At 39.7% G+C, this 26758-nt stretch carries 23 protein-coding genes; 8 read left to right on the top strand and 15 right to left on the bottom strand.

Annotation, left to right across the window (positions count from 1 at the left end):
• Window positions 1-37 precede the first annotated feature (37 nt).
• From ACXAG7_RS09240 to ACXAG7_RS09205, 8 genes are all read right to left on the bottom strand, one after another.
• Window positions 38-1432 carry a DUF819 family protein gene (locus ACXAG7_RS09240; RefSeq protein WP_476666658.1) on the bottom strand — a complete coding sequence of 465 codons (1395 nt, stop codon included), beginning with the start codon at window positions 1430-1432 and terminating at the stop codon, window positions 38-40.
• 30 nt (window positions 1433-1462) lie between these two features.
• Window positions 1463-2131, bottom strand: a complete 669-nt coding sequence (locus ACXAG7_RS09235; RefSeq protein ID WP_476666657.1) for a DUF2490 domain-containing protein — start codon at window positions 2129-2131, stop codon at window positions 1463-1465.
• A 67-nt stretch (window positions 2132-2198) separates the two neighbouring features.
• The gene (locus ACXAG7_RS09230; protein WP_476666656.1) at window positions 2199-5393 is read right to left on the bottom strand and encodes a WD40/YVTN/BNR-like repeat-containing protein; all 3195 of its coding nucleotides are present in this window, start codon (window positions 5391-5393) and stop codon (window positions 2199-2201) included.
• 127 nt (window positions 5394-5520) lie between these two features.
• Complete coding sequence (locus tag ACXAG7_RS09225; RefSeq protein ID WP_408045008.1) at window positions 5521-5682, bottom strand: type II toxin-antitoxin system antitoxin; 162 nt, start codon at window positions 5680-5682, stop codon at window positions 5521-5523.
• A complete protein-coding gene (locus tag ACXAG7_RS09220) occupies window positions 5682-6605 on the bottom strand; it encodes an alpha/beta hydrolase (protein ID WP_476666655.1) in 924 nt (307 codons plus the stop codon). Before ACXAG7_RS09220 ends, ACXAG7_RS09225 begins: the two co-directional genes overlap by 1 nt.
• Window positions 6602-7099 carry a hypothetical protein gene (locus ACXAG7_RS09215; protein ID WP_476666654.1) on the bottom strand — a complete coding sequence of 166 codons (498 nt, stop codon included), beginning with the start codon at window positions 7097-7099 and terminating at the stop codon, window positions 6602-6604. Before ACXAG7_RS09215 ends, ACXAG7_RS09220 begins: the two co-directional genes overlap by 4 nt.
• A gap of 2 nt (window positions 7100-7101) precedes the next feature.
• A complete protein-coding gene (locus tag ACXAG7_RS09210; RefSeq protein WP_408045005.1) occupies window positions 7102-7260 on the bottom strand; it encodes a DUF4177 domain-containing protein in 159 nt (52 codons plus the stop codon).
• A gap of 13 nt (window positions 7261-7273) precedes the next feature.
• Window positions 7274-8134 (bottom strand): SPFH domain-containing protein, encoded by an 861-nt coding sequence (locus tag ACXAG7_RS09205; RefSeq protein ID WP_408045004.1) that lies wholly within the window; start codon window positions 8132-8134, stop codon window positions 7274-7276.
• Between the two features lie 110 nt (window positions 8135-8244).
• Between ACXAG7_RS09205 and ACXAG7_RS09200 the strand changes: the two genes are divergently transcribed.
• From ACXAG7_RS09200 to ACXAG7_RS09190, 3 genes are all read left to right on the top strand, one after another.
• Complete coding sequence (locus tag ACXAG7_RS09200; protein WP_476666721.1) at window positions 8245-9024, top strand: S1/P1 nuclease; 780 nt, start codon at window positions 8245-8247, stop codon at window positions 9022-9024.
• A gap of 103 nt (window positions 9025-9127) precedes the next feature.
• Complete coding sequence (locus tag ACXAG7_RS09195) at window positions 9128-9622, top strand: TlpA disulfide reductase family protein (protein ID WP_408045003.1); 495 nt, start codon at window positions 9128-9130, stop codon at window positions 9620-9622.
• A 7-nt stretch (window positions 9623-9629) separates the two neighbouring features.
• Window positions 9630-10244 (top strand): thioredoxin family protein, encoded by a 615-nt coding sequence (locus ACXAG7_RS09190; protein WP_476666653.1) that lies wholly within the window; start codon window positions 9630-9632, stop codon window positions 10242-10244.
• A 53-nt stretch (window positions 10245-10297) separates the two neighbouring features.
• Here the strand turns inward: ACXAG7_RS09190 and ACXAG7_RS09185 are convergent, their stop codons facing one another.
• From ACXAG7_RS09185 to tsaD, 5 genes are all read right to left on the bottom strand, one after another.
• Window positions 10298-10942, bottom strand: a complete 645-nt coding sequence (locus ACXAG7_RS09185) for an aspartyl/asparaginyl beta-hydroxylase domain-containing protein (RefSeq protein WP_408045001.1) — start codon at window positions 10940-10942, stop codon at window positions 10298-10300.
• 93 nt (window positions 10943-11035) lie between these two features.
• Entirely contained in the window at window positions 11036-11806 is a 771-nt protein-coding gene (locus ACXAG7_RS09180) for a hypothetical protein (RefSeq protein WP_476666652.1), read from the bottom strand.
• A 69-nt stretch (window positions 11807-11875) separates the two neighbouring features.
• Window positions 11876-12439: a Crp/Fnr family transcriptional regulator gene (locus ACXAG7_RS09175; RefSeq protein ID WP_476666651.1), complete on the bottom strand. Its 564-nt coding sequence runs from the start codon at window positions 12437-12439 to the stop codon at window positions 11876-11878.
• 6 nt (window positions 12440-12445) lie between these two features.
• The gene (locus ACXAG7_RS09170; RefSeq protein WP_476666650.1) at window positions 12446-14293 is read right to left on the bottom strand and encodes an LTA synthase family protein; all 1848 of its coding nucleotides are present in this window, start codon (window positions 14291-14293) and stop codon (window positions 12446-12448) included.
• 3 nt (window positions 14294-14296) lie between these two features.
• On the bottom strand, window positions 14297-15325 hold the full coding sequence (gene tsaD, locus ACXAG7_RS09165) for a tRNA (adenosine(37)-N6)-threonylcarbamoyltransferase complex transferase subunit TsaD (protein ID WP_476666649.1): 1029 nt from the start codon (window positions 15323-15325) through the stop codon (window positions 14297-14299).
• A 159-nt stretch (window positions 15326-15484) separates the two neighbouring features.
• Here tsaD and ACXAG7_RS09160 point away from each other — a divergent pair, with 159 nt between their 5' ends.
• The 5 genes from ACXAG7_RS09160 to ACXAG7_RS09140 all read left to right on the top strand — a co-directional run bounded on the left by ACXAG7_RS09160 (window position 15485) and on the right by ACXAG7_RS09140 (window position 24561).
• Window positions 15485-19918, top strand: a complete 4434-nt coding sequence (locus ACXAG7_RS09160) for a translocation/assembly module TamB domain-containing protein (RefSeq protein ID WP_476666648.1) — start codon at window positions 15485-15487, stop codon at window positions 19916-19918.
• Window positions 19919-19928: 10 nt separating this feature from the next.
• Window positions 19929-20852, top strand: a complete 924-nt coding sequence (locus ACXAG7_RS09155) for a polyprenyl-phosphate transporter (RefSeq protein ID WP_408044996.1) — start codon at window positions 19929-19931, stop codon at window positions 20850-20852.
• A 35-nt stretch (window positions 20853-20887) separates the two neighbouring features.
• On the top strand, window positions 20888-21898 hold the full coding sequence (locus ACXAG7_RS09150; protein WP_476666647.1) for a DUF368 domain-containing protein: 1011 nt from the start codon (window positions 20888-20890) through the stop codon (window positions 21896-21898).
• Window positions 21876-22637, top strand: coding sequence for a shikimate dehydrogenase family protein (locus ACXAG7_RS09145; protein ID WP_476666646.1), 762 nt, complete (start codon window positions 21876-21878; stop codon window positions 22635-22637). The genes ACXAG7_RS09150 and ACXAG7_RS09145 overlap by 23 nt, the downstream gene beginning before the upstream one ends.
• Before the next feature lie 82 nt (window positions 22638-22719).
• A complete protein-coding gene (locus ACXAG7_RS09140; RefSeq protein ID WP_476666645.1) occupies window positions 22720-24561 on the top strand; it encodes a DUF349 domain-containing protein in 1842 nt (613 codons plus the stop codon).
• A gap of 33 nt (window positions 24562-24594) precedes the next feature.
• Here ACXAG7_RS09140 and ACXAG7_RS09135 read toward each other — a convergent pair whose 3' ends face one another.
• A complete protein-coding gene (locus tag ACXAG7_RS09135; protein ID WP_408044992.1) occupies window positions 24595-25110 on the bottom strand; it encodes a DUF4136 domain-containing protein in 516 nt (171 codons plus the stop codon).
• Window positions 25111-25206: 96 nt separating this feature from the next.
• Window positions 25207-26685 (bottom strand): S8 family peptidase, encoded by a 1479-nt coding sequence (locus ACXAG7_RS09130; RefSeq protein ID WP_408044991.1) that lies wholly within the window; start codon window positions 26683-26685, stop codon window positions 25207-25209.
• Window positions 26686-26758 lie beyond the last annotated feature (73 nt).

Here is a 26758-nt window from a genome sequence, read left to right as displayed (position 1 = left end):
TTTATATTTATTTTAGGATCTTGCTAAAAGATTTGCATTAACTCATCCATTTCATCATAATTGCACAGAAAAATGCACCATAGGTACCTAAAGCATATCCGAAAACAGCTAGGAGTACGCCTACGGGTGCCAATGATGGATGAAAAGCTCCCGCAACCACCGGAGCAGAAGCAGCTCCTCCGATATTCGCCTTCGAACCTACAGCTAAAAAGAAATACGGAGCTTTGATAAGTTTTGCTACTAAGAATAAAAGTCCGACGTGAATAATCATCCAAACAAAACCAATAGCGAACAAGCTAATATTATCTACAATTGCATTCAAGTTCATTTTCATCCCAATCGCGGCAACGAGTATGTAAATAAATACGGTTCCAATTTTTGAGGCACCAGCACCTTCATACGATTTCACTTTTGTGAAAGATAGGACAATACCTATAGTAGTTGCGGTGATAATTAACCAGAAAAAAGAACTCCCCAAACCAAAATCGACCAATCCAGGTAAATTTGTTTTAATCCAAGGACCGAGATTGTCTCCTACTATGTGTCCTAAAGTAGTTACCCCAAAAGGAATACCTAATAAGATCATCAAGTCGTGAAACGAAGGAATTCGAGCCGTTTCAAGAGAGTATTTTTCCATTTTGTCTTTGAGTTCGGTAATGGATGAATTATCCGCTTTTAACCAACGGTCTAAGGCATCCGATTTAGCAACTCCTAAGAGTAAAAAGGCCATCCAAACTTCAGCTACCAAAACATCCACAACAGCCATAATACTGAACAAGCTGTCGCTTACTTCCCATTGTTCTTTCATAGCGAGTTGATTTGCACTACCACCAATCCAACTACCTGCCACTGTTGACAAGCCTTTCCACAAATCAGTACCTTCTACTTGTACTAAGATGTCAGGGGCGACGAATTTAAAAAATACGATGGCGATTGGACCTCCAATCATAACACCTACCGTTGCTGTTAAGAACATGATCAATGCTTTTGGCCCTAATTTGAACACTCCCTTTAAATCGATACTTAAGGTTAACAATACCAAAGAAGCAGGGAGTAAGAAACGAGAAGCTATAAAATAAATACTGCTCTTACCTGTAAATTGTTGGTATTCTGCAGCGGCAATCTGATGCGTGCTGATGTAGTTTTTGAGTTCTTCTAGGTTATGAACGCCGTCCAAATTGCCATAGACCTTGCTGAGGTGGGCAATAGTGGCTTGAACATCAATCCATTTATCAGCGATAATGCCTATAGAACTGAAAATAGAAGGAACAAAGTAACACAGCAATAAAGCCGGAATAACCTTGTAAAATTTAGAGAATAACGGGTGTTTAGAAGTATAAAATATTCCTGCTAAAATCATGCATAACACTCCAAATATGGTGGTGTCTTTTGCTAAAAAAGGAATATCATTAGTAATTTCGGTTATATTCATATGGAAAAAATTTTGGCAAATGTAAGAAAACTATTGAGGGCGTTTTGATTTTCGCTGTGTGCTAAAGGCGACCCCAATTTGCAGTCGGTTAAAACTGGCAGTATTGGTAGCGATATTCATAAACCCTAGTTTGAATTTAGTGGTCGAACTCAATTTGTAAGTAAAACCGCCTCCCAACCAGTTTTGAGCAAAGGTTTCTCCTTGGAAATTAAAGAATACTTCATCAAACAAATAGGTACCCCATCGCTTGTTTAAAGGGTAGGAGAACCCTAGCTCATAGCGAATCCAATGCTGTGTATCACGTTCAAAAAATCGGTGTTCTAGTCGAATACGATGCGCTAATTTTAACTTTGCAATGGCGTGATGTACAAGTACATCTTCGTACAATCGATGTTCGTCTTCGGTACCACCGCGCTGACGATAGCTAGCGTCCGTATTAAGGTAGGCATATCCTCCCGTAAGGCTAAGGTGCTTATTGATCTTGTAATTTGCTCCTATTCTAAAGAGGTATTGTTGTAATTCATCAGCAACTTCAAACATTCTGAAGTGCGCGAGTGATTTTAATTTCCATGAGGCAGCTAGTTCGTGGGATCCTCCATACATATACCAGGCTCCCAGTTGACTTTCGGGGTTAGACTGCGCTTGCGTTGGGAAATGATAGCTACTAAGTAAGATGCATACGATCAATAATTTTTTCATGTAAAGAGCTTTTAAAACAAATCTCCTGCGTGAACAGGAGATTTTGTTTTCATTTACGTAAAAATAATTATTTTATCGAGAAATTCGTAATTTCCTTAAAAGGAGATATTTGGATCTTTTCAGCAGCAGTCTGATAGGTCTTCCATTCGGTATCAAAAAAGCTGTTTGTTTCTATTAGTGCTTTATTCAGAGCCTCTCTAATTTGAGTAACTAGGCGTTGTTCTGTGGAAGTTTGTGCACCAAAACGACTGTTAACATACCATCGTGCCGTGTTAAGACGCTGGTATACATTGGGCTCAGGGTTTCTCGTGATTCCCTGTCGCTTGTCTCTTTTGCCTAGATATTGATCGAGTAAGGCATCGATGGTTTTAATCATTTTTCCGGATGCTTCAATCGTAGTTTTGTAGCGCTTTTTATCTTTCTTGCTCAATTTAGATTTGTATCCTTGAGCTATTTTTTTCGACGTTACTAATTGTTTTACAGCGGCAGCTATGGTTTCTTGGTAGCTTTCAAGCTTTTTTGCCGTTTGGTACTTTTCAGTCATGGCTGAGGTTGACATCTCCAAGCGAGGATCGTAGCTTACTGTTATCGTTGTCTCTGATACCTGATCACCGTAGGTCGCTTTTACGCGGTAGTCACCTGGTAATACGCGTACACCTCCTGGTTCTCTTTTTGAGTTACGCAGTACTCGTGAAGGACGCGCAACACCCTTTTCATCCATATTCCAGGTAATTTTATGCACCCCGTGTTTCTTCGGAGCTTTGCGTTTGAGCGTTCTGATAAGTGTGGTTCCTTTATAAATATCAAAGGTAATAGAGTCGAATTTAACGATGGGTTTATCAGTACTTTCAGTAGTACTCTTCGCTTTTGATTGCTCTTTTTTAGCTTTTTTCGGTGGGTGAAGGAAATACGAAATTTTTGCTCCACGACCTCTATTTTGACCATTGAATAGGGCATCTGCGCCAAACCTACTTCCCGATGGTTGTTGATACGCAGCTAAATAGGCCGTTGGAGGTGAAAATACCGTGAGTTTCTCTTGTAGTACGCTTGGTTTTGTAGCCATGGCTCTCAAGGGGCGAATATCGTCGAGTACCCAAGCAGCACGTCCAAAAGTCCCGATTACCAAATCGTGTTCTCTAGGATGGATAACTAAATCTTTTACAGATACGGTAGGAAATCCATTGGTCCATTTTGTCCAGTTTTTTCCAGAGTTTATAGAGACGTATAATCCGTCATCTGTTCCTAAAAATAGGAGGTTCGGAGTTACAGGATCCTCGATGATACACAGCGCATAGCTTTTTACATCTTCGGCATCTACGATACGCTCCCAAGTTTTTCCGTAATTTTTAGTTCTATATGCGTACGGTGTATAATTAAAGCGTCGATAATCGTTCGCTACTAATAGCGCTTCACCTTTGTTTTTGTTGGAAGCTTTGATTTGAGTAATCCAACTGTTTTTCGGAAGTCCTTTGATCGTGTTAGAAACGTTTTTCCAAGTAGTACCACCGTCTTGTGTAAGCTGTACTTGACCGTCATCAGTGGCAACCCAAAGCATGTCTTTTTCTAAGGGAGAAGGTTCGATAACTAGGATAGTACAGTGGTTTTCGGCCCCCGTGGCATCCATAGTCAACCCACCACTTTCTGATTGTTTTAGTTTAGCTGGATTATTGGTCGTTAAATCGGGTGATATAATTTCCCAAGTAAGTCCTTTATCTTTTGATTTGTGTACGTATTGACTTCCGAAATACAAGGTAGCATTGTCAAAAGGGTCACCATTGATGGCCGCATTCCAATTGAAGCGCAGGCGAACTTCAGGATTTGGATGTGTAGGGCGTACTGTGTAATTGTTACCTGTTACATGGTCGTAGCGAGAAACGAATCCTTGTTGACTCATGGTCCAGCCATAACGTGAATCATCCTTATCAGGAACTACGTCAAAGCCGTCTCCAAAACTAATTTCTTGCCAATAAGAGTTACGTATCCCCTGAGCTTTCCAAACATAGGCGGGGCCTCTCCACGATCCGTTGTCTTGCATACCACCGTATACATTATACGGGAATTCATTATCGACATTAATATGGTAAAATTGCGCAATGGGTAAATTTCCAATAAATCGCCACGTTTTACCGTGATCACGTGTGATATTGAGTCCACCATCATTACCATCGATCATAAAAGAACCGTCTTTAGGGTGAATCCACCAAGCGTGGTGATCGGGATGTACACCGTTACTCACACCATAGGCAGGCATCAGTTGTCTAAAACTCTTTCCACCATCATCAGAAACATTTACATACGTGAAAATGGTATACAATCGGTTTTCATTTTGTGGGTCTACATAAATTTCGGAATAATAAAAAGGTCGATTTCCAATTCCTTTTTTATCGTTTATTTTTTTCCAAGTAAATCCGGCATCTACACTTTTATACAGTGCATTTTTTTTAGCTTCTACTAGCGCGTAGATGGTGTTTGGATTTGAAGGCGCTATGGCAACGCCAATTCTTCCGAGTTCTCCTTTAGGAAAACCTTCTTTGTCTGTAATTTTCTTCCAAGTATCTCCACCATCATGGGTGATGTACATTCCACTTCCTGAACCTCCAGATTTAAAGAACCACGGATCGCGTTTGTGCTCCCACATAGTTGCGATGATTTTATTGGGGTTCGCAGGGTCCATAACTAAATCAGCAGCTCCTGATTTTTCATTGGTAAATAAGATTTGTTTCCAAGTTTTTCCACCGTCGATGGTTTTGTACACGCCGCGTTCTTTGTGAACTCCCCACGGCGATCCTATAGCTGCCGCGTACACGATGTTCGGATTATTGGGGTGGATGAGGATGCGGTGAATGTGACGCGTTTTTTCTAAGCCCATGGCTTTCCATGTTTTTCCGGCATCGAGTGATTTGTAAATACCATAACCGCCGTTGAGGCTATTTCTAGGATTTCCTTCACCTGTTCCCGCCCAAATAACACTGGGGTTTGATTGTTGTATGGCTACCGCTCCAATAGAAGCGGTCACTTCCTTTTCGAAAATAGGCTGCCATTTAATACCTCCTGAAGTAGATTTCCATACTCCTCCGGAAGCCGTTCCGACATACATGATATCAGGGTTGTTTTGTACTACATCAATGGCAGTAACACGTCCGCTCATACCACCGGGACCTATATTTCTCGGTTTCATGTTCTTTACTAAATCCATAGAAAACTCTTGACTGAATCCTAGGATTGTGGTAAAAAATAAAACAAATAATAACTGTTGTTTCATGTGTAAGTTTAATTAGTACGTTTGTAATCAGGTAAAAATATTAATTAAACTTCTTAAAAAAATGTTAAGGAATAGAAAGACCTTCCTCGGGAAAGGAAGGTCTGAAAAATAGTTGTTTTGGAATTGCTTACTCTTTTTTCTTAGGAGCTCTATTGGCTTCTTTTAGCACCTTCATTAGCATCCACTCAATTTGACCATTGGTAGATCTAAATTCATCTGCAGCCCATTTTTCAATGGACTTTAACATGTCTTCTTGTATGCGTAATGCAAATGCTTTTTTCTTTGACATTAGGGTTGTTTTACAAATTTAACGATGGCGTTAACTAAAGTTACAGACAAGGGAAACGAAGGATCCGTATAGGAAGTCATGTTATCCGAGTCTTTTTGTATGGTTTTAAGAACGTGATTCATGTTCTTAATGAGCACCAATGTAGCCTTAGGTACCGCGTCTTTTAAAAGTTGTGCATCTTGAACAGCCACCTGAAGATCTTTTTCTCCTTGAATAATCAATAAAGGTTGTTGTAATGTACGAGCAACTTTAGTAGGATGATAGTGCATCCAAGAACGCAAAAAGGCGTGCATTGGTTTTGCAAAAATATTCATTAGCATCGGATTAATTTCCTTTATAGTACCTGTTTTTTCAAGTTCTTCAAAGTGTTTTTTCGCAAAAGGAGCTAATATGGCTGCATTTTTTGCGATTTGCTGCACGATGATTTCTTGAATAGGACTTGCTGGTCCAGCCAAAGATATAATCTTATCACTGTTTTTAGCTCCAAGCATGGCAACTAATGATCCTTGACTGTGACCGATTAACACGATTTTAGAAAAACGCTTCTCTTTTTTTAAGTGGTCAACCACAATTTGTAAATCTGTTACCAGATCGTCAAATAAGGTTGTTTTTAACAGGTCTTTGTTAGCGCTGTTCGCAGTTCGTTTGTCATAGCTGAAAAAAGCAAGGCCTCGAGCGTTTAACGAATCTCTACATTTTTGGATGTAGCGGAGCGGTAAAAGCCCTTTTTGCGTTCCATTCCTATCGATATTTCCAGACCCGTGAACCCAAATTACTAGCGGTTGCGTTGTTTCCGTAAAACTCAGCGTTCCAGACAAGGTGATTGGTCCGTTCATGAGAGTTATGTCTTCGCGTTGAACTTGCGAAAACAAACTAACTGAATGGAGTATCAGTGCACTAATGTATAGAATAAATCGAATCATTCTTTTGAATCTTTTATATAGTTTTTTAAGACTTGCTTAACGGCTTCTTGTTGTTGCGTACCGATGAGGATTTTCTGACCAGAATTCAGTACGAGCTGAATACCAAGGGAACCAGAAACATTCACGGCAAGCCCTCCTTTGGTGTTCCAAAGAGCTCCCGACTTCAATCCCCATCCCCCGTATTCACCGATGGCGTCATAGGTACGAAGTTCGGCACTTGCAATACTTGACCAAGCGATGAGTCTCTTTTTTCGGTGTAAGGGAAAAAATTGATAATGTATGCCGAGCTCGTCTATGCGTGTGCTCAGTTTGAATAAAAAAATGCTTCCCGTAGCAAGGACTAGTAAAGCCAGTAGTCCTAGTAAACGAAAAAGTGAAACTTCTTCGTTAAAGTACGCTTGGAACAGAATAACACTGGGAACAAGGGTGCTAATACCGAGTAGGATCAGCAACCAAGGTTGTGTAAATCGCTGTACCTCCTTAAAAACCTTCATGACTATCTGTTTTTATCGCGTTCAAAAATAATTCGCGCAGATTGTTCTGCTACATGCAATACTCGCCATCCTTGTTTTGCATAGGTGTTTAAGGCTTCTTCTAAGCGTTGGTTGTTTTTGGTCAATCCTACTTTATAATTGATTACTTTGTATTCTTTCATAGTATGTGATTATTTATTGATTTAACGTTCCGGTGTTCACTACAGGAGTGGCTTCTCTGTCACCACACAATATAACCATTAAATTACTTACCATGGCTGCTTTGCGTTCTTCGTCAAGTTCTACAATATCTTTTTTATTGAGTTCGTCTAAGGCCATTTCTACCATGCTTACAGCTCCTTCTACAATTTTATGACGGGCGGCAACGATAGCGGTTGCTTGTTGGCGTTTTAGCATGGCACTGGCAATTTCCTGTGCATAGGCAAGATATCCTATTCGAGCTTCAAGAACTTCAATTCCTGCAATGGCTAAACGCTCTTCCAATTCTTTTTCAAGTGCATCACTTACTTCGTTTAAACTCGATCTCAAGGTAATTTCTTCTTCGTGGCCTTCATCAGCAAAGTTGTCATAAGGATACATACTTGCCAATTTACGAACGGCAGCATCCGTTTGTACTCGTACGAAATTTTCGTAATTGTCCACATCAAAAGCGGCTCTGTAGGTTTCGGTAACCTTCCAAACAAGAATGGTACTGATCATAACCGGATTACCGAGTTTGTCATTTACTTTTAAACGCTCACTGTCAAAATTACTCGCTCTAAGTGAGATCTTCTTTTTGGTATAAAATGGATTTGCCCAAAACAGTCCGTTTTGTTTTACGGTACCGATGTATTTTCCGAAAAGTAAAATTACTTTAGAAGAATTTGGGTTGACAAGAATAAATCCGGTAGAAAAAAACAATCCTAGTACAATGAATACTATGTATGCTGGGTTTTCTTCGCGAATGGCAAATGCAATTCCACCGATGATTAAAGTAAAAACAACGAGTAGTATGAGATATCCGTTGGCTGGTTTGATAATTTTTTCTGATTCCATATTAATTAATTTGATATTATTTTGATATCATAAATATATGAAAAAAAGTTATATAAATCCAAATGTTGTTTTTAGCTATTATGTACCTTAGCAAAAAATATTCAAAAATGATGAAACGTATTATAACGATAACCCTCAGTTTTATTTGGGTACTCGGAGCTTTTGCTACGGATGATGTTTGGGGTCCAACAGGACATCGAGCTACGGGTAAAATTGCGGAAAAGCATTTGACTAAAAAAGCAAAAAGAGCGATTGACGAATTACTTGAAGGAGAGAGTTTGGCCTTTGTGTCTACCTATGCAGATGAGATTAAGTCGGATAAGAATTACAGAAAATTTTATCCGTGGCACTATGTGAATATGCCTTTGGATGGGAATTATGAAACAGCAGCTAAAAATCCGAAAGGCGATTTAGTAACCGGAATTCAACACTGTATCAAAGTTTTAAAAGACAAGAATGCATCGGTGGATGACAAGCGCTTTTATTTAAAAATGTTGGTGCACCTTATCGGTGATTTACATCAACCTATGCACATAGGTCAGAAAGAAGACAAAGGAGGAAACACCATCCAAGTGCAGTGGCATGGACGCGGTTCCAATTTACACAGAGTATGGGATGAAAATCTGATAAAAAAATGGGATATGAGTTATGTAGAGCTCGCAGATAATGCCAAGCATTTAAGCAAGCACCAAATTAAAGCATTGCAAGCAGGTTCTGTTTTGGATTGGGTGAATGATACGCATAGCTTAACGAAGAAAGTGTACAAATCGGCGAAAGTAGGAGAGAAGCTCGGGTATCGCTATTCGTATGTGTACTTTCCAATAGTGCGTCAACAATTACAAAAAGGAGGTTTGCGTTTGGCAAAGCTATTAAATGATATTTTTGACTAAGCAAAGAGTAGTCAGCACCCTAAAAGCCTTGGTATTCTTGCCAAGGCTTTTTAATTGTATCCACTAAAATTTTTCATTATTTTTAGAGAAGCAATAAACTAGTATGAATAAATTTCTAATTTTGATAGGTTTCCTAACGACGATCAGTTACGGACAGTCTAATAAATACGCAGAGGTAACAGCGCTTTCTAGTGTCGATTTTGAAGGCTTAAAACCTCACCTGACCACTCAAAGTGACAGCACCTATATCGTAAATTTTTGGGCAACTTGGTGTAAGCCCTGTGTAGAGGAACTTCCCTTGTTTGAGTCAATTTCAAAACGCTATAAAAAGAAAAAGGTAGCAGTGATATTGGTGAGTTTAGATTTTCCAAAACACCGAGATACGGCCCTCTTGGAGTTTATTAAAAAGCACCAATTGCAGTCAGAAGTAATTCACTTAGACGATCCGAAAGAACAGCAATGGATACCGAAGGTAGATCCTAATTGGACTGGGTCAATTCCCGCTACGCTCATTTACGATGCGAAAAAGAGAAAGTTTTATGAGCAAACCTTTAAAAAAGGTGCCTTAGAAAACGAATTAATTAATTTTTTAAAATAAAGCAATCATGAAAATTTTAAAATCAATAGGAGTTGTAGTCGCCCTTGTAACTTGTTTGGCCTTTGCAGTAAAAGTAGATACTGGGTATAAGGTAGGTGATGTAGTAAGTGATTTTTCGTTGAAAAATACGGATGGAAAAATGGTATCGATGGCCGATTTTCCGAACGCTAAGGGATTCATTGTCGTATTTACCTGTAATATGTGCCCGTATTCGGTAGCAAATGAAGATAGAATTCTCGCATTGGACAGAAAGTTTAAAGGAAAAGGATATCCCGTAATCGCCATCAACCCAAATGATCCTGCGGTTTCACCTGGTGATGGATTTGCAGAAATGAAGGTACGTGCAGCGGAAAAGAAGTTTACGTTTCCGTATTTGTTTGATGAAAAGCAGGAAGTATACCCTCAGTTTGGAGCTACGAGAACACCGCATGTTTATATCTTAACCAAAAAGGAAGGGGCTGTCGTGGTTTCTTATATCGGAGCTATTGATGATAGTTCTCGAAATCCAGAAGCTGTTACAACGCGTTATGTCGATGAAGCAGTACATGCATTACTCCGAGGATCTGTGCCAAAAACAACCTATACAAAAGCGATTGGTTGTAGTATTAAAACGAAGAAGTAAGTTAGAAATACGGTCTAAAAAAATCCCCAAGGCAAGAGCTTTGGGGATTTTTTTTAGGCTTCAAACTGACGTTCTTTAACCGCATTTTCTGATTCTTCTAGATTGAGTTGCGTTCGCAACCATTTGTTGGGTATTAGATCGATGGTCAAATTTACGCGCTCTGTGGTTCCTAAATTATCCACTTTGTGCGGGTCATCGAGTTTGAGGTACCAACATTCTCCAGGTTGCATAGTCACAATACTATTGTTGAGGTAAAAGGTAACCTGGTTATTTTTCAATATGGGAATGGTAATTCGAATAACCGATTTAGGAACTTCCAAAGCCAGTGTTGGGTCTGTGTGTTCTTTGACAATAGCTCCAGGAGCAAGTCGAAGTAAACGAACCAAAGTGACCGTGGTATGGGTTTTAAAATAATCGATGATTTCTGTAAGATACGCTGAGTTTTTTAAGGCTTCCGTATCGAGCCAGTCGGTCCAAGAACCATCGGCATAATCATTTGCCGGAGGTGGAAAAGGTAGACTGGGATTTACCATATGAGCAGGTGCTCTCAGTGGTATTACATCGTAATACTCATAACTCGTTAAGTGATTTTTCTTTAAAGCTTCGAATTCTTGAAGCATCTTTTCGACGTCGAAGTGGACAGGTAACTGTATCCTATCACTGTACTTCGGGGGACGGAGGTTTGATAGATTAGACATCGCGTAAGTAAGTTAATAAATTAATTAGTTGTTTTCTTTAGCCTTCTGTTTGACTGACTAGTCCCTTAAAGGTAATTAAAAAATACTTGATAATCAATGCTTTTGGGTAGAAATTAAACGGTAGAGTATGGGTTGTGCTCCCACATTATTTGCATAAAAGTTGTCCAATACATACGAACGAAAGGACGATTTAAATAGTAATTTAGGGAGGATGTCCCAAATGCTCGGCCAGGAACAATGGTTGATGATACTGTAAGAACTCGAACTATCAGGTAAGAGTAGCACAGAGTTTTTGAGTTGGGTTTCCTTCTCAAACCAAGAGGCGGTATATTCCCAGATACCTAGGTTTTGAGCTGTGTTTTCTGCGCTGAAATAGTTGAAGAGAAAAGTGTGGCCTGCAAGGGGAGGAACAGGTCCAATTTGACGAATGTTGGAAGCCTGTGTTATCGTAGTTTTACGAGCGAGCTGATTGAGTTTTTGTACGAGCTGTTGAAAAGTTGGGGAACTCATAAGAGTTTGTCGAGAGTTTTCGGAATCGACGCTGATAAAAATGACGAAGTCGTAAGCAGCAAACTGATGTTCGGCGTAGTGTTCTCGAATATATCGCCCTCTACCTGGAGGCCTTAATTTTGCTTTGAATAGAGAGAATTTCATAGCTGGGTGCTGTGCCTGAAGTTTTTGAAGAGCCTCTGTACTCAAACCAATGGCAGCCTTTTTTTTCGAAGATGTTCGCCAATAAAAAGGAGTGCTACTACGATCGATTTCAGCAGCAATATGGATGAATTTCGCCGAGCTAGTGGCACATAGGCTTACTTTGGGATAACGAAGGTGTTCATGGACGATGGTGAGCTTTGCTTGTTTCATATGTGTTAAAGTTTAGTGTCAAAATTCATCTTTTGACGACTTGAATCCTTTAACAAATGATAAAAACACTTATTTAGCTCGAATTCTACTCAAAGAAACTTGGGTGATACCGAGATAGCTAGCCACATCTCCTAAGTTTATACGTTGTAGGAGTTCGGCGTTTTGTTGAGAGAAATTTTTATAACGAATACTCGCATCCTGTTCGAGCATTTCTGAAATACGTTGGATCATGTTGAGGTTAGCCATTAGCATAAATTTGCGATAAGCGGTATTTATGGACGGATGCTGTGTACACAATTGTTCTAATGCCTGTAATGGAATAGCGAAAGCTTTTGTAGTAGCGAGGGCTATGATTTCGTATTTGTCACTGGTGTTTCCGTAAAAGCTAGCCAAGTCGGTAACCGCCTCTCCTTCCTTAAAGAAACGCATGATAAACTCTTTATCATCCTTAAAAAAACGCAACTTTACCAGGCCTTCTTCAATAAAAAATAACTCTTGGCAGACCTGATGTACCCGAATGAGGGGGGCACCCTTTTTTACCGAATACTTTTCATAACCAACTTTGGTTAGGGCCTCAATAGCCTCTGGTGTTAAACGGGTAATTTTGGAGAATAAACGAATACAAGGATTCATAGTTTCTTATTTATCGAGATAATCCTGATAGGCCTCTTGAGAAATGGCTTTTCCTAGTTTTTCTAAATCGTCGGTCGTTCCTTGGGTAAGGGCGGGCTTATTGCTTACGTAATCGTAAACATATACTCCTGACTTACTCACGGTACCAAATCCTTTGTTAAAAATGTAATGAGCGTAGTGTTGCTCGTTGTGATTAAACAAGTTTGATCCAAACGAAAAAGCGTCTTTATCACCTTTGAGCAGGTCGAGTAAGGTATAAGGAATATCGATTTGCGAGCCCACAGTGGTATTGACCACTCCTTTTTGCTTTAAAGCACCTCCCAACCATACCATTGGGATTTGAAACTTCTTTGGAGCATTGAAATACCCCTCGTGTTTAGGTAATGGATGTCCGTGGTCTGCTACGATGATCACTAGGGTGTTGTCCCACCAAGTTTGCTGTTTTGCTTCCGCTATAAAGGCACCGATAGCTGCATCGGTGTAGGCTTGTGCGCTTTTGTACAGGTCCGTTTCTGTGCGTTTCCCAAATTTGTATTCACCTGGGAATTCGTAGGGTTCATGGCTAGTTAATGTTAAAGCAATGGTGAAAAATGGTGCTGATTGTTTTTCTTTTAAGTCACGCATACAACGTTCGAGCATGATGTGATCGTGAGCCCCCCATTTAGAGTTCCAATCTGCACGGTCAAACTCGTTTCCTTCGACGATTTGATCGATTTGACCATTTCGTAAATAGGTGTTCATATTCCCAAAGTTCGTATCACCTCCGTAGTAAAAGCTGGTTGTATACCCGAGTTTCTTCATTTCGGCAGTGAGCATAGGTAAGGACCTTGTTTTATGAGGAGTTTTGATGATGCTCTGAGTAGGTTGCGGATAATAGCCACTCAAGATGGCAGGAAGTCCTTTGTCGGTACGGTCACCATTTCCGTAAAAATTAGAAAACAAGATGCCTTCTTTACCCAGCTGATCGAGGTGCTCTGTCACTCCTTCGGTACCGTTTAGCGACCCTACTGCTTTGGCAGATAGGCTTTCCCAGATAATCAACAATACATTAGGCTTGTTACCTGACAGCACACTGTCGGTACTTTGTAACAAAGGAGTTCGACGTTTTTCGATAATCTCTTGCGCAATTTTGGTGTCAAAATGCGTGTATGGATTGTGGTCTTCTGTTTTGTGTGTCAGCGTATTTCCTAAATTCCAAATGCAATTTATGGCGGCGTGATTGGCAAACATATTATTGGAAAAATACACATTACTTTGATTGATGGGAACTGTTTGAAAACCGCCGCGAATAGGAAGGATTAACAAGGCAATCACAACTAAAAATACTGGGAGCTCCCAGAGTTTTCCAGGGGCTAACTGCGATAGTGGTTTTTGAAGTGTTTTGTTAAGGGTATAACAACTGATTGCAGTAAAACTGAGCCATATAAAAATACCCACAACGAGCAAGGTTCCCGATACCGAGGCGAGCATGATTTTTGGCGTGCTGATATAGTTAAATAAGGTACTGTCGATTCGAACTCCCCATGATTTATACAGTACAGTGTCAATTATGATGAGTAAACTCGTCAAGGCGATGATAGGGTAACTGTAGGCTTTCAGTAAAAAACGAGTTGCCGTTGCTCTGAACGGAACCGTTAGCATGAGGATGAGAAAAGGAATCAAGGACAGGTATCCTGTAAAAGAAAGATCTAATTGGATTCCGTAAACGAAAGTCTTGATACTTGTAAGTAGACCAACTTCTCGAGTTTTTTCCATGTAAAAGATCAGAAATAAAAAGCGAGAAAAGGCAAAATATCCGAGCCACCATAGAAAATAAAACAAGGCGAGCTCGGCTCTGGTTTTTAATGTGTTCATGAATTATTCAGTAACTTTTAAACGTGCTTGAGCAGTGATGCTCGCATCCGAATAATCGTTGTTTAGGTATTTTAAATATCCAGTGATGGCAATCATTGCCGCGTTGTCTGTGGTGTATTGGAATTTTGGAATATAAGTGTTCCATCCCCAGTGTTTTTCTGCGAGCTCTAAACGCTTTCTTATTTCGGAATTTGCCGAAACACCTCCTGCAATAGCAATGTGTTTGATACCTGTAGTTTTTACTGCATTTTTAATTTTGTCCATTAAAATTTCAATAATCGTATGTTGTATTGAGGCACAGATATCGTAGAGGTTTTCTTCGATAAAATTTGGATTGGCTTTGGTTTCTCGTTGGATAAAATACAAAATAGCTGTTTTGAGTCCACTGAAGCTAAAATCCAAATCTCCCACACGTGGTTTACTAAAGCTATAGGCTTTGGGGTTCCCTTGTTGGGCGTACTTGTCGACCAAAGGACCTCCAGGATAGGGGAGTCCTAATATTTTTGCTGATTTATCAAAGGCTTCTCCAACGGCATCGTCGATGGTTTCACCTAAGATTTCCATTTCGAAATGGTCTGTTATTTTTACTATTTGGGTATGTCCACCACTAATGGTAAGACAGATAAAAGGGAAAGGAGGAATTTTACATCCTTCTTCCTTGATAAAATGGGCCAATATATGTGCCTGCATATGATTGACGTCAAGCAGCGGAATGTCAAGTCCTAAAGCCAGTGATTTGGCAAAGGAAGTTCCGACTAATAAAGATCCCATAAGTCCAGGGCCTCTGGTAAAGGCAATGGCACTTAAATCTGATTTTTCAATACCCGCTTGGGCAATTGCTTGCTGTACTACAGGGACGATGTTTTGCTGATGGGCTCGAGAGGCCAATTCAGGAACAACACCACCGTATTTGGCGTGCACTTCTTGGTTGGCTACGATATTGCTCAATACTTTTCCATCGTGTAAAACTGCGGCACTTGTATCGTCACAAGAGCTCTCTATTCCTAATATATAAACGTTCTTTTTATCCAATTTCAAGAGATTTATCCTGCAAAAATATTCATAATGAGTTAGAAAATCGTTAAAATCGAATTTTCTTTACATTTTGGGCAAGATTTTTGGTATTAGCTAGTTACTTTTGTTAAATTATTACTATCAAAATTCGCGGGTATCAAGAGAGCAAAGAAAATATTGGGGAGGATCGTTAAGTACGTAGTGCTTTTTTTGTTGTTGCTCATTGTAGTACTGTCCTTACCGCCAGTACAAAGTAGGTTGGCCAAAAAGGCAACAGATTACGTGAATGAAGCTTTTGGAACCAATATCGTTGTAAAGCGACTTGACCTTTCTTGGTTGGGAACCGTACAATTGAAAGGAATTGAAATCCGAGATCACCATCAAGACACCTTAATTTTTGTGAAAAACTTAAAGACCTCTTTGTTAAACGCCAAAAAGGTGTTGGAGAATAAAGTGGACTTGGGAGAAGCTTCGTTGAGCGGAATTCATTTTCATATGAAAACCTACAAAGGGGAATCCAATGATAACCTGTCGGTATTTATCGAAAGTTTTGATGATAATAAGCCTAAAGACAGCACTGCGACTCCTTTTATATTGCGTTGTGAACAGATTAATTTAGCCGATATGGATTTTCGATTACGCGATGAAAATCGCAGCGAAGATCTTCAGTTTGGAGCGTCGAAGCTCTCGGCATCGTTAAATAACTTCGCCGTTGTGGGGCCCGATGTGAATGCAGACATACGAAACATGGGCTTTACAGACAACCGAGGAGTGGTGGTTACTGATTTGAGTACCGATTTTAGTTATACCAAAACGAAGATGCTGTTTAATAACCTGGTATTGCGCACGGACAACAATTCCAAATTGGCGGCCAATGTCAAACTGAGCTATAACCGAAAAGACTTTGTTGATTTTAACGATAAGGTGCAAATCAAAGCGACGTTTGACAAAAGCAGTATGTCGGTAAAAGATTTGAGCAAGTTATACCGCGAACTCAGCGGAGATGATATGTTGCATTTTACCGGTAAAATTCAAGGTGTTTTAAATAATTTTAGTGCTACCAAGGTTCGATTACATTCAAAAAATGGAATGAAGATCATCGGTGATATGGGCTTTGTGAATGCCCTGCGTACCGAACGTGGGTTTGTTTTTGATGCTGATTTGGCCAATGTTACCGCAAATTACTTTCAGTTAAAAAGCGTATTGCCCAATTTGTTAGGAAAAACCTTGCCTACAGAGTTTCAGCGTTTGGGGAATTTTACCATGGTAGGATTGGTAAAAGTAACTCCGGAGCAAATGGAAGCCACCCTAAATGTTGAATCGGCTATCGGAACGACCATCTCCGATCTGCAACTTACGAATATCGAGAACATAGATGAAGCGGAATACGTGGGGGAAGTGGAGTTTAAAGATTTTGATATCGGTGTATTTGCCAACGATCCGCTCTTAGGAAAAATTTCCTTGATTGCCGATGTGAACGGAAGTGGCTTTAATGTAGAGAATGTCAATACGACCATTATCGGGAAAATAACCAACCTGGAATTTAACGACTATGAATACAAAGACCTCAGTGTAAACGGACAATTTCAAAACAAAAAGTTCGACGGGTTTTTGAGTGCGGATGATGAGAATTTCAAAATGACTTTTGAAGGATTAGCAGATTTCTCTTCGGCGATTAATAAGTTCGATTTTGAGGCCGATATCGCCCATGTAAATTTGAAAGCGACTAACCTCTTTACCCGCGATAGTATTGCGAGGTTAAAAGGAAAGGTAGGACTGAATATTTCTGGAAATACGTTCGATGATATTATAGGAAAGGCGTCCTTTAAAGATTTTGTATATACCAACCAAAAGCAGGCTTATCGATTTAAGAAATTCGACATTAGTTCTATTGTCAAAGACAGTATCAAAACCATTGAAGTCAACTCGGAAGATATTGTACGAGGGAAATTGGAAGGGAAGTTTTTATTTAATGAGTTGTGGTCTGTGACGCAAAATGCTCTGGGAAGTGTGTATACAAACTACGAGCCCTTTAAGGTAACTCCCAACCAGTTTTTAGATTTTGACTTTACTATTTACAACCAGATCATCGATGTGTTTTTACCGCAGATGTCCATAGGGAAAAATACGAGATTGAAAGGACGTATTAATTCGGATAGAAATTCGGTAAAGTTGACTTTTTCAACGCCGGTTATCAACGCCTATGGCAATCTCCTGGAAACAGTAGTTCTCCGATTAGACAACAAAAATGCACTGTACAATACTCACTTAACCGCCGGGAAGATAGATAGTAAATACTACGATATTGAAAAGCTCAACTTGTTGAACAGGACTGAGAAGGACACGTTGTTTTTTAAATCGCTGTTTAATGGGGGGAAGAATTTTGATCAAAAATTTAATTTTGACTTTTACTTTACCATTAACCCCGATCAGAAATGGGTGGTAGGAGTACAAAAATCAACACTCAACTACCAGGGGTTTGACTGGGTGGTGAATCCTAATAACGACAAAGAGAGTAAGGTGACCTTTGACTTGCAAAAAAAGGATTTTAGCGTAGCTCCTGTCGAGTTAATTTCTGGGGAACAACACATAGGCTTCCGCGGAGACATCAAAGGAGAGGATTACAAAGATATCCAAGCGAGTTTCCGATCCGTAAAATTACAGAGTTTCTTACCCAGTATTGACAGCCTGCGATTGAGAGGAAAGGTAGATGGTTTGTTTGCCTTAAAGCAAAAAGAAGGAATACTAGATCCGAAGGCAGAAATGCGCATTCAAGACTTCAGTATTAATGATTTTGAACAAGGAAACCTGTCTTTGCAAATAAAAGGAGAAAACTCCTTTGAGAAGTACAGCGCCTACATGAGTTTAGAAAACGAGAACGCCAAAAGTATTACTGCGCAGGGAACACTCGACTTCAGCCAAAAACGTCCAACGATGGACTTGTCGGTAGCACTGCGAGACTATGAGATTGCAGCATTTAGTCCGCTAGGACAAGAAGTGCTTTCAAAACTTCGGGGGAGAGTGTCGGGTGATTTTACCTCAAAAGGCTATATCCGAAATCCGGAGTTTGACGGGAAATTGGTACTGGAAGAAGCCGGTTTAGCGTTTCCGTACTTAAATGTTGATTTCGATTTAAAAGGAAATTCTGAAATAGTACTCGAAGGACAGCAGTTTATTTTGTCGGATGTAATTTTGGAAGATACCAAACACAATACCGTCGGAAATTTATCGGGGTATATCGCGCATCGTAATTTCGACCTGTGGTTTATGGATTTAGATTTAACAACCGATAACTTACTGGTTTTAGACACGAAGGAGTCTGATGAAATACCCTATTACGGAACGGCATTTTTAAAGGGAACAGCCGAAATTACTGGGGTAACGAGTAACTTAGATATCGTTGTGGAAGGAAGTACCCAACCGAATACTAAGTTTGTAATTCCGCTGAGTGATGTTAAAATGATAGACAATTACAAGTTGATTCATTTTGAAAAGCGCGCTACAGAAACGGTAGAAAAGGAAAAACTCATCGAAGATATTAAAGGACTCGATTTAAAAATGCGTCTCGACGTGACCAAAGATGCGGAAGCACAGGTAGTAATCGATAAAGTATCGGGAAGTGAATTGAAAGGAAGTGGACAAGGAACCCTCCAGATAGATATCAATACCCGAGGAAAGTTTAATATGTTCGGAGACTTTAAGGTAGAAAAAGGGTTGTATAACTTTAAATACGCCGGAATTACCAAGCCTTTTGTGGTGCAAAAGGGAGGAACAATTTCTTGGACGGGAAGTCCTTTTGATGCTGAGTTGGATATTACAGCCGTGTATCGAACCAAAGCAAATCCAGCACAGGTATTAGACAATATTAATTCGAGTAGAAAAATCCCGATTGATTTGTACACCAAAATTACGGGAGGCTTGTTTAGTTCTAAACAGGAATTTGATATTAAAATTCCCAACGCGAATTCTACAGTGAGTTCCGAGTTGGAATTTTTACTCAATGAGAACGATTTGAATACCAAAATGCAGCATTTCTCGTTTTTATTGGCATTCGGAACTTTTTATAACGAAGAGGCTATCGGAACTAGTGCCACCAACGGACTTACCGGAACCGCCTCTGAAATTGCGACGAGTATTTTATCAGACATGCTGAACAGTGATGGAAGTAAGGTGAAGTTTGGAGTTGGGTATACGCAGGGAAATCGAGGAGACGTTAACAATGTAAATAGTGATGATCAGGTAGATGTTTCGGTGAGTACACAACTCAGTGATCGCGTACTGGTCAACGGAAAAGTAGGAGTTCCCGTTGGAGCTAACACTCAAACCAGTGTGGTGGGAGAGGTTAAGGTTGAGGTGCTACTAAATGAGGAAGGAAATTTTAGAGGCACTGTATTTAACAGGCAAAATGACGTACAGTATTCAGCAGAGGACGAAGGCTATACGCAAGGAGTCGGTTTGTCATATCAAGTAAATTTTAATAACTTAAAGGAGTTAGGACAAAAATTAGGTTTAAAGAAAAAAAAGAAAAAGGAAGCTAAAAAAGACAGCCTTCCTAAAAAACCTAAAAATCGAATGATGCATTTTAAATCGAAGAAAAAGACTAAAAAATAACCAAACTAATATGAAACGATCTATTAAAGACTATGTAATCATAGGACTAAAAGGAATGGCCATGGGAGCTGCAGATGTAGTACCAGGAGTATCAGGAGGAACGATAGCTTTTATTTCAGGTATTTACGAAGAGTTGCTACAGTCGATAAGTTCTGTAAACCTAGGTGTACTTAAAACACTGAAAAACGATGGGCTAGCAACGGCTTGGAAACAGGTGAACGGAAATTTCTTAGCAGCGCTTTTACTCGGAGTTGCCATTAGTGTGGCCTCTCTGGCGAAGTTGATTTCCTGGTTGTTGGAAGCACATCCGGTATTGCTCTGGTCTTTTTTCTTTGGCTTGGTATTGGCAAGTGTATTGTATATCGGAAAGCAAATAGAACGCTGGAATGTCGCTTCAGTGGTGTTGATGCTCGTAGGAGCAGTGTTGGCCTATTATATCACCACACTCAACCCTATGGTTTCGGAAAACTCATCCCCGCTATTTTTATTTCTCGCAGGTGCCTTGGCAATTTGTGCCATGATTTTACCAGGAATTTCGGGGTCTTTTATTTTGGTATTGCTCGGAGCTTATAAGGCGATACTCGCAGCAGTAAATCAACGTGATTTGTTTACCATTGCTGTCGTAGGATTAGGAGCGATTGTTGGTTTATTGTCTTTTTCGAGAATCTTGAAATGGTTATTTGCCCATTATAAAAATTACACACTGGCAGTACTTACGGGCTTTATTTTGGGATCTTTAAATAAAATATGGCCATGGAAAAAAGTTCTGACCTATCGTACTAACTCTCACGGAGAGCAGGTGCCTTTTAACGAACTTTCGATATCGCCGTTTTCTTTTGAAGGAGATCCGCAGTTGTTCGCGGCAATAGGACTTGCTGTAGTCGGTTTTGGATTGATTTTACTCCTAGAAAAATTAGCTGTTGAAAAGAGCTAGAAATTGTGTAACTTCGTTCTACTAAGGAATTGGAAATGCACAATAAACGATCACTACGTGAAAAGATAGGGCTATTTATTCGCGGCTTAACCATGGGAGGTGCCAATAAAGTTCCAGGAGTTTCTGGAGGTATGGTAGCTTTTGTTATGGGATTCTACGAAGAGCTCATCTTTACCTTCCAACGCGTTAATGGCAAGGCGTTTAAACTGCTGTTTAACGGTCGGTTTAAAAGTTTTAGTCGCTATACTAATTTGGAGTTTTTAGTACTCGTGATGACGGGGAGCATGTGTAGTTATTTTAGCGTATCGTTACTCCTCGATTATTTTTTAAAGAATTACGAACTCTATGTGTGGTCGTGGTTTTTTGGAATGATCATCGGGTCTATTTATTACATAGCTAAAGATTTTGCTGATTGGAGCTTAAAAAATGGTATCGGCCTCTTGTTGGGAATTGGAGTGGGACTTGCGATAAGTTTTATGACACCTGCCAAGGAAAACGATAATTTGTGGTTCGTTTTTCTCTGCGGAATCATCGGTGTCTCTGGTATGACCTTACCGGGATTATCGGGTTCGTTTATCTTAATTTTACTCGGTAACTACGTATTGCTTTTAGTAGATAGTGTCAATGTGTTTGGAGGCGTCATTACCAGTTTACTCCAAGGAGATTTCTCGGTGCTCCAAGATGCTGTTAAGCAGCGATATTTAAAAGTAATTGCGGTCTTTACAGCAGGATCGGCCTTTGGGTTGGTCTCAATTTCTCATGTTTTGGGCTATGTGCTCAAAAGGTGGCATCAGCTGGTTACTGCTATCATTATCGGGTTTATTACGGGATCTTTAGGAAATGTATGGCCTTGGAAAACGACGATTCATAAAATGGAGGCAGGCGTATACCTACTTGACAAAAAAGGCAATAAAATTATAGAAAACTACGAACGCTATATTCCCGACATGCAACTGGGAGCTACCTGGCTAGCCATCACTTTTATAGCTATCGGTATAGCATTGATATTATTAATTGATTATTATGGAAGAAAACGTGCTAACTAAGCGTTTTGCTTTGATAGGAAGAAATATTTCTTATTCTTTTTCACGAGGATATTTTACGGAGAAGTTTCAGAAATTAGGCCTGGAAAACTGCGAATATGTCAATTTTGATTTGGCAGAAATTTCGGAGTTAAAAGCTACTTTGGCAACACAGGTTCACGAGCTAGGAGGAATGAATGTGACGATTCCTTATAAATTAGCCATCTTTGATTTTCTAGATGAGTTGGATGAGGAAGCCCGTGAAATTGGCGCTGTGAATACCGTACAGCTGCTAGAGAACGGTGGCTTAAAAGGATACAATACCGATGTTTATGGATTTCGAGTGTCACTAGCTCCCTTACTGCCAAAAGGAGCAGTCAAAGCCTTTATTTTAGGAACGGGTGGCGCTTCAAAAGCGGTTGCCTATGCCTTAAAACAATTGGGGGTTCCTTATACTTTTGTCTCGCGATCGGCCTCTGAGAAATCACTTACTTACGACGCGTTGACTCCTGAGCTAATTGCGACACATACCCTGATAGTAAACTGTACACCTCTCGGAACTTTTCCGGATGTAGAACAATGTCCTGATATCCCATACGAGGGCATTGGAGAAGGGCATTTGCTCTATGATTTGATATACAATCCGGCAGAGACTGCATTTTTAAAAAATGGAAGATTGCGCGGTGCTCAAATCAAAAATGGGTTGGAAATGTTAGAGCAACAAGCTGAGAAAGCTTGGGAAATATGGAACTCAAATCAATAATTTAAACAAAAAATAAAGTTTGCATTTCTTTTAGAATGCTTATATTTAAGCTCTAATCGAAAGGAACTTAAACATTGTAGATATGTTAGAAAACAACGAAGAAAAGGTTGAACAACCAACAAATCATGAAGAAACTGTTGTGACTGGAGCTGAAAAAGCGGTCTCTGATATTGAGAACGAAGTAGCTCAGGAAGCGGAAAAAGCAGATGAAAAACATGAGATACCTATGCTCGACTACGCAGCCATGGAACTAGATGCGTTGGTAGATGAGTTAAAAAAATTACTTAAAGCACACCCGATACAACAATTAAAAGCCAATGTAGATGCGTTAAAATTAGCGTTCAATACGAAGTTCGGCAAGTTGTTGGCCGATAAAAAAGAGGCGTTTTTAGCAGAGGGTGGAAATTCTATAGACTTTCAGTTTTCTAGCCCGGTAAAATCGGAATACAATAAGTTACTTGGAGAGTACAAAACCAAAAGAGATAGCTATTACAATCAGTTGGAAAAGCAACTGAAAGATAACTTAGAAAGAAGAAACGAGCTGATTGAAGAATTGAAATCACTAATCGAGCACGGAGACGTCAAGTCTATGTACAACGATTTTCAAGAAATTCAACAGCGTTGGAAAAATATTGGAGCAGTGCCAAAAACCAAGTACAACGATACTTGGAAAACCTACCACCACCACGTAGAGCGTTTTTACGATTTACTACATTTGAATAAAGATTTCAGAGAACTCGATTTCAAACACAACCTGGAAGAAAAGTTAAAACTCATTACGCGAGCGGAAGCTTTAAATGAGTTGGTAGACATCAATGTTGCTTTTAAAGAATTACAAGAGTTACACCGCTTGTGGAAAGAAGAAATTGGACCGGTTGGTAAAGAGCACCGAGAAGATGTGTGGAAGCGTTTTAGTGAGGCTACGAAAAAAATTCACGACAAACGTCATCAGTATTTCAAAGAGTTGAAATCAAAGTATCAAGATATGATCGATGCGAAATTAGTCGTTGTCGATGAAATTAACGCCTTCGATGTGTCGGGGAACAAAACCCACAACGATTGGCAAAAGAGCATCGTGGAAATTGAAGCGTTGCGCAAAAAGTACTTTGATATCGGGAAGTTACCTTATAACAAAAGCGAAGCTATTTGGCAGAAGTTTAAAGCAGCTACCAAGAAGTTTAACACCGCTAAAAACGCGTTCTATAAACAGGAAAAAAGCGCGCAAAGTGACAACCTTAAAAAGAAAATGGAGTTGGTAGAACTCGCTGAGAGTTTAAAAGAAAGCGATGACTGGGATACTACGACGAATACCATGAAACGCATTCAGTCAGATTGGAAGAAAATAGGACATGTGCCAAGAAAGTACTCCGATGAAATATGGAAGCGTTTTAAGAGTGCCTGTAATTATTATTTTGATCGTTTGCACGAACGCAAGAACGAACTTAATAAAGAACTTTTAGTCGTAGTTGATGCGAAAAAAGAATTTTTAGATGCGTTTAAAGAAAAGGCAAGTTTATCGTTGGATGAAGTGCTGGCAGCCATCGCCGATTGGAAAAAATTAGGAAACCTACCGAGAAACGCGCGTCATTTAAATGACAAATTTAACAAGGCGGTAGATGCGTTTTTAGAAAAGCTAGATATGAGCAGAGCAGATATCGAGTTTTTGAAATTTAAAAACGTGGTAGACGGTTATCTAGACCAAGAAGATTATAGAAAACTCGATAGTGAGCAGTTGTTTATCCGACGTAAGATTGACGAGAATGTCCGAGAAATGCAACAGTTAGAAAACAACTTGAGCTTTATCTCAAACGCTTCGGAAGACAACCCATTAGTACAAAATGTACGTCGAGGAATTCAAGAATTTAAAGACGAACTCGACATCTGGCAAATGAAGTTGGATTACTTAAAAAAATTAGAGTACTAGACATAAAAAAAATAGCAGCGAAAGCTGCTATTTTTATTTTTTAGGAGGGTATTTACTCAATAGTTTACTGATAATGTGTTGGTAGTGTCTCTCTTTTTCTTCAGGCTTTAAATTGTCTCTGACCTCAGAAGAAATAACTCCTTGCCAAAGCAATTCGTTTTTTTCAGCATCTACAAAATCGAGGGTAAATACTTCTTTAATTTTTACGGTAGTAATAGGAATACCTCCAGAGATATCAAAGCCTATATTTCCGCCACCACCGATACCCACTCCGATAGTATTACGATTTTGAACCGGTTGTTTTTCTACAAAAAAGTTGACGAGTATGGCAGGTGATGTTGACTGCGTAATGCGCTTGAGTTTTAATTGTTGATCGAGCACCTGTTGTACGCGTTTGATATCTAGTCCATTCAAGCCGTTCCCGGCATCTTCAAAGTAATTAAAACTGGTGTACTTCGCAAAATTGGCCGCACTGTCGTAATCGTACACGACTTTCGTGGACGAGCAGCTTATAAAAATGAATAGAAAGATATATTTGAATGTTCTCATGATTCCGTTTTAGGAGCTAAAGTAACAAAAATTGTACCTTATTAAAAAAAGCCTCGAATTTCTTCGAAGCTTTTCATGCATGTGTATGTAGGTGGTTTATTGCACTGCTTTCAAAGCATCAATATTACCATATCCGTAGTCTCCATTTTTATTTGGATAAAACTCTGAGGCTTGCTTCATTTTTTGCAATACCTGAGCTCTGGACCAGCCTGGATTTTTCGACCATACTAAAGCGGCGATTCCAGCAGTCGTAGCCGTTGCTATCGACGATCCTCCTACGTAATTTTCTTTACCGTTGTAGTAACTCAACACCGGAATTTTATTGTCTGTACCATTTCTGCGTTGCATTTGAATGGTAAAATCGATTTTCGATCCTTTGTGGCAAACGTCACAATTGTCATAAACGCCTTCCTGAACTCCTGTTACGGCAACCGTTTCATCCATAGAAGCCGGGAAAATAACGCCGTACCAAGTAGTAAAAGAAGTGGAAGTTCCTCCAGCAGCGACAATCATCTTTCCTTTGTTGTAGGCATACTTTACAGCGTCTTTTACGCGACTGATGCTGAATGGCGATCCTAGCGACATCGAAATAACTTTGACATCACTTCGATTTCCTAAAGCCGTCAGTGCTTCAGCAATACCTCTTTTTTCGTGATAATCATCAATAACCACGTTGGCAACTGCTCTATAGCTCACTAAGTTGGCGTTGTAAGCAACTCCTACAGGTAAATTGTCGTTATTTCTTGGAGCAGTGGCAACCGAAGCCATACTGGTTCCGTGACCGCATTTGTCATTGACACCATCGTAGTTGTTTGACCAAGCCCACCACGAGTCTACATAGGTTCCGTACTTCTGTACAAATCTTCCCGATGAATAGCCATCGTTAAAGTACTGATTCATCCATTTTTGCTCTGGTGATAATCCGGTGTCTATAACAGCCACGGTTACTCCGGCTCCTGTACTGTGATTCCAAGCTTGTGGAATTTTATGAGCATCAAAGGCCCAAGGTAATTTGGCTCCTGGAGCGATGGTTCTGTAATCGTTAGCATTTATGGTATTTTGGCGGTAACCACATCCTGCAGAAGAAGCCATTTTTTCGGCTCCTGCTGTAAAGGCAGTGTATCCGGCAGGTTCAACATAGCGTACACGACTGTCTTTGAGTAAGGCTTCTATCGTGGCTAAGTTTTCGACCTTGATATCGAGTACATTGATATTTTCATCGGAAAATAACTCGTTTTTGGCACGTGAACCTTGTTTTTCTGATTGAGAGATTAAAGCTACGAGTTGTTCTTTGATATTTTTGGAAGAAGCACTTCTTTGATAGTCAGTGGCTGAGGTTCCATAACCAACCGTTAAAATCTGTTCACCGTGCTTTAATGCACTCCAAATGGTATGTGCATTTTGTTTGGTCCACTCAAAATCACCGGTAGTTTCTAGTGATTTTTTGATAAGAGAATTGATTTCGGTTTTACTTAGAGCATCTTGCGTTACCTGGTTTTCTACTTCTAGGGCATCATTCGACGAACAGGAAATCATAAGGCATACGATTCCTATACTCATGAGTATTTTTTTCATGGTTTTGAAGGGTTTTGTATTAAATTATAGCGAATATATTAAAAAATACAATCAAAAATATAGCATATCGTAA

The sequence above is a fragment of the Tenacibaculum sp. AWR4_210 genome (assembly GCF_056160945.1).
The sequence above is the reverse complement of the archived record's forward strand: the minus strand, read 5'-3'. Positions and strand labels throughout refer to the sequence as shown.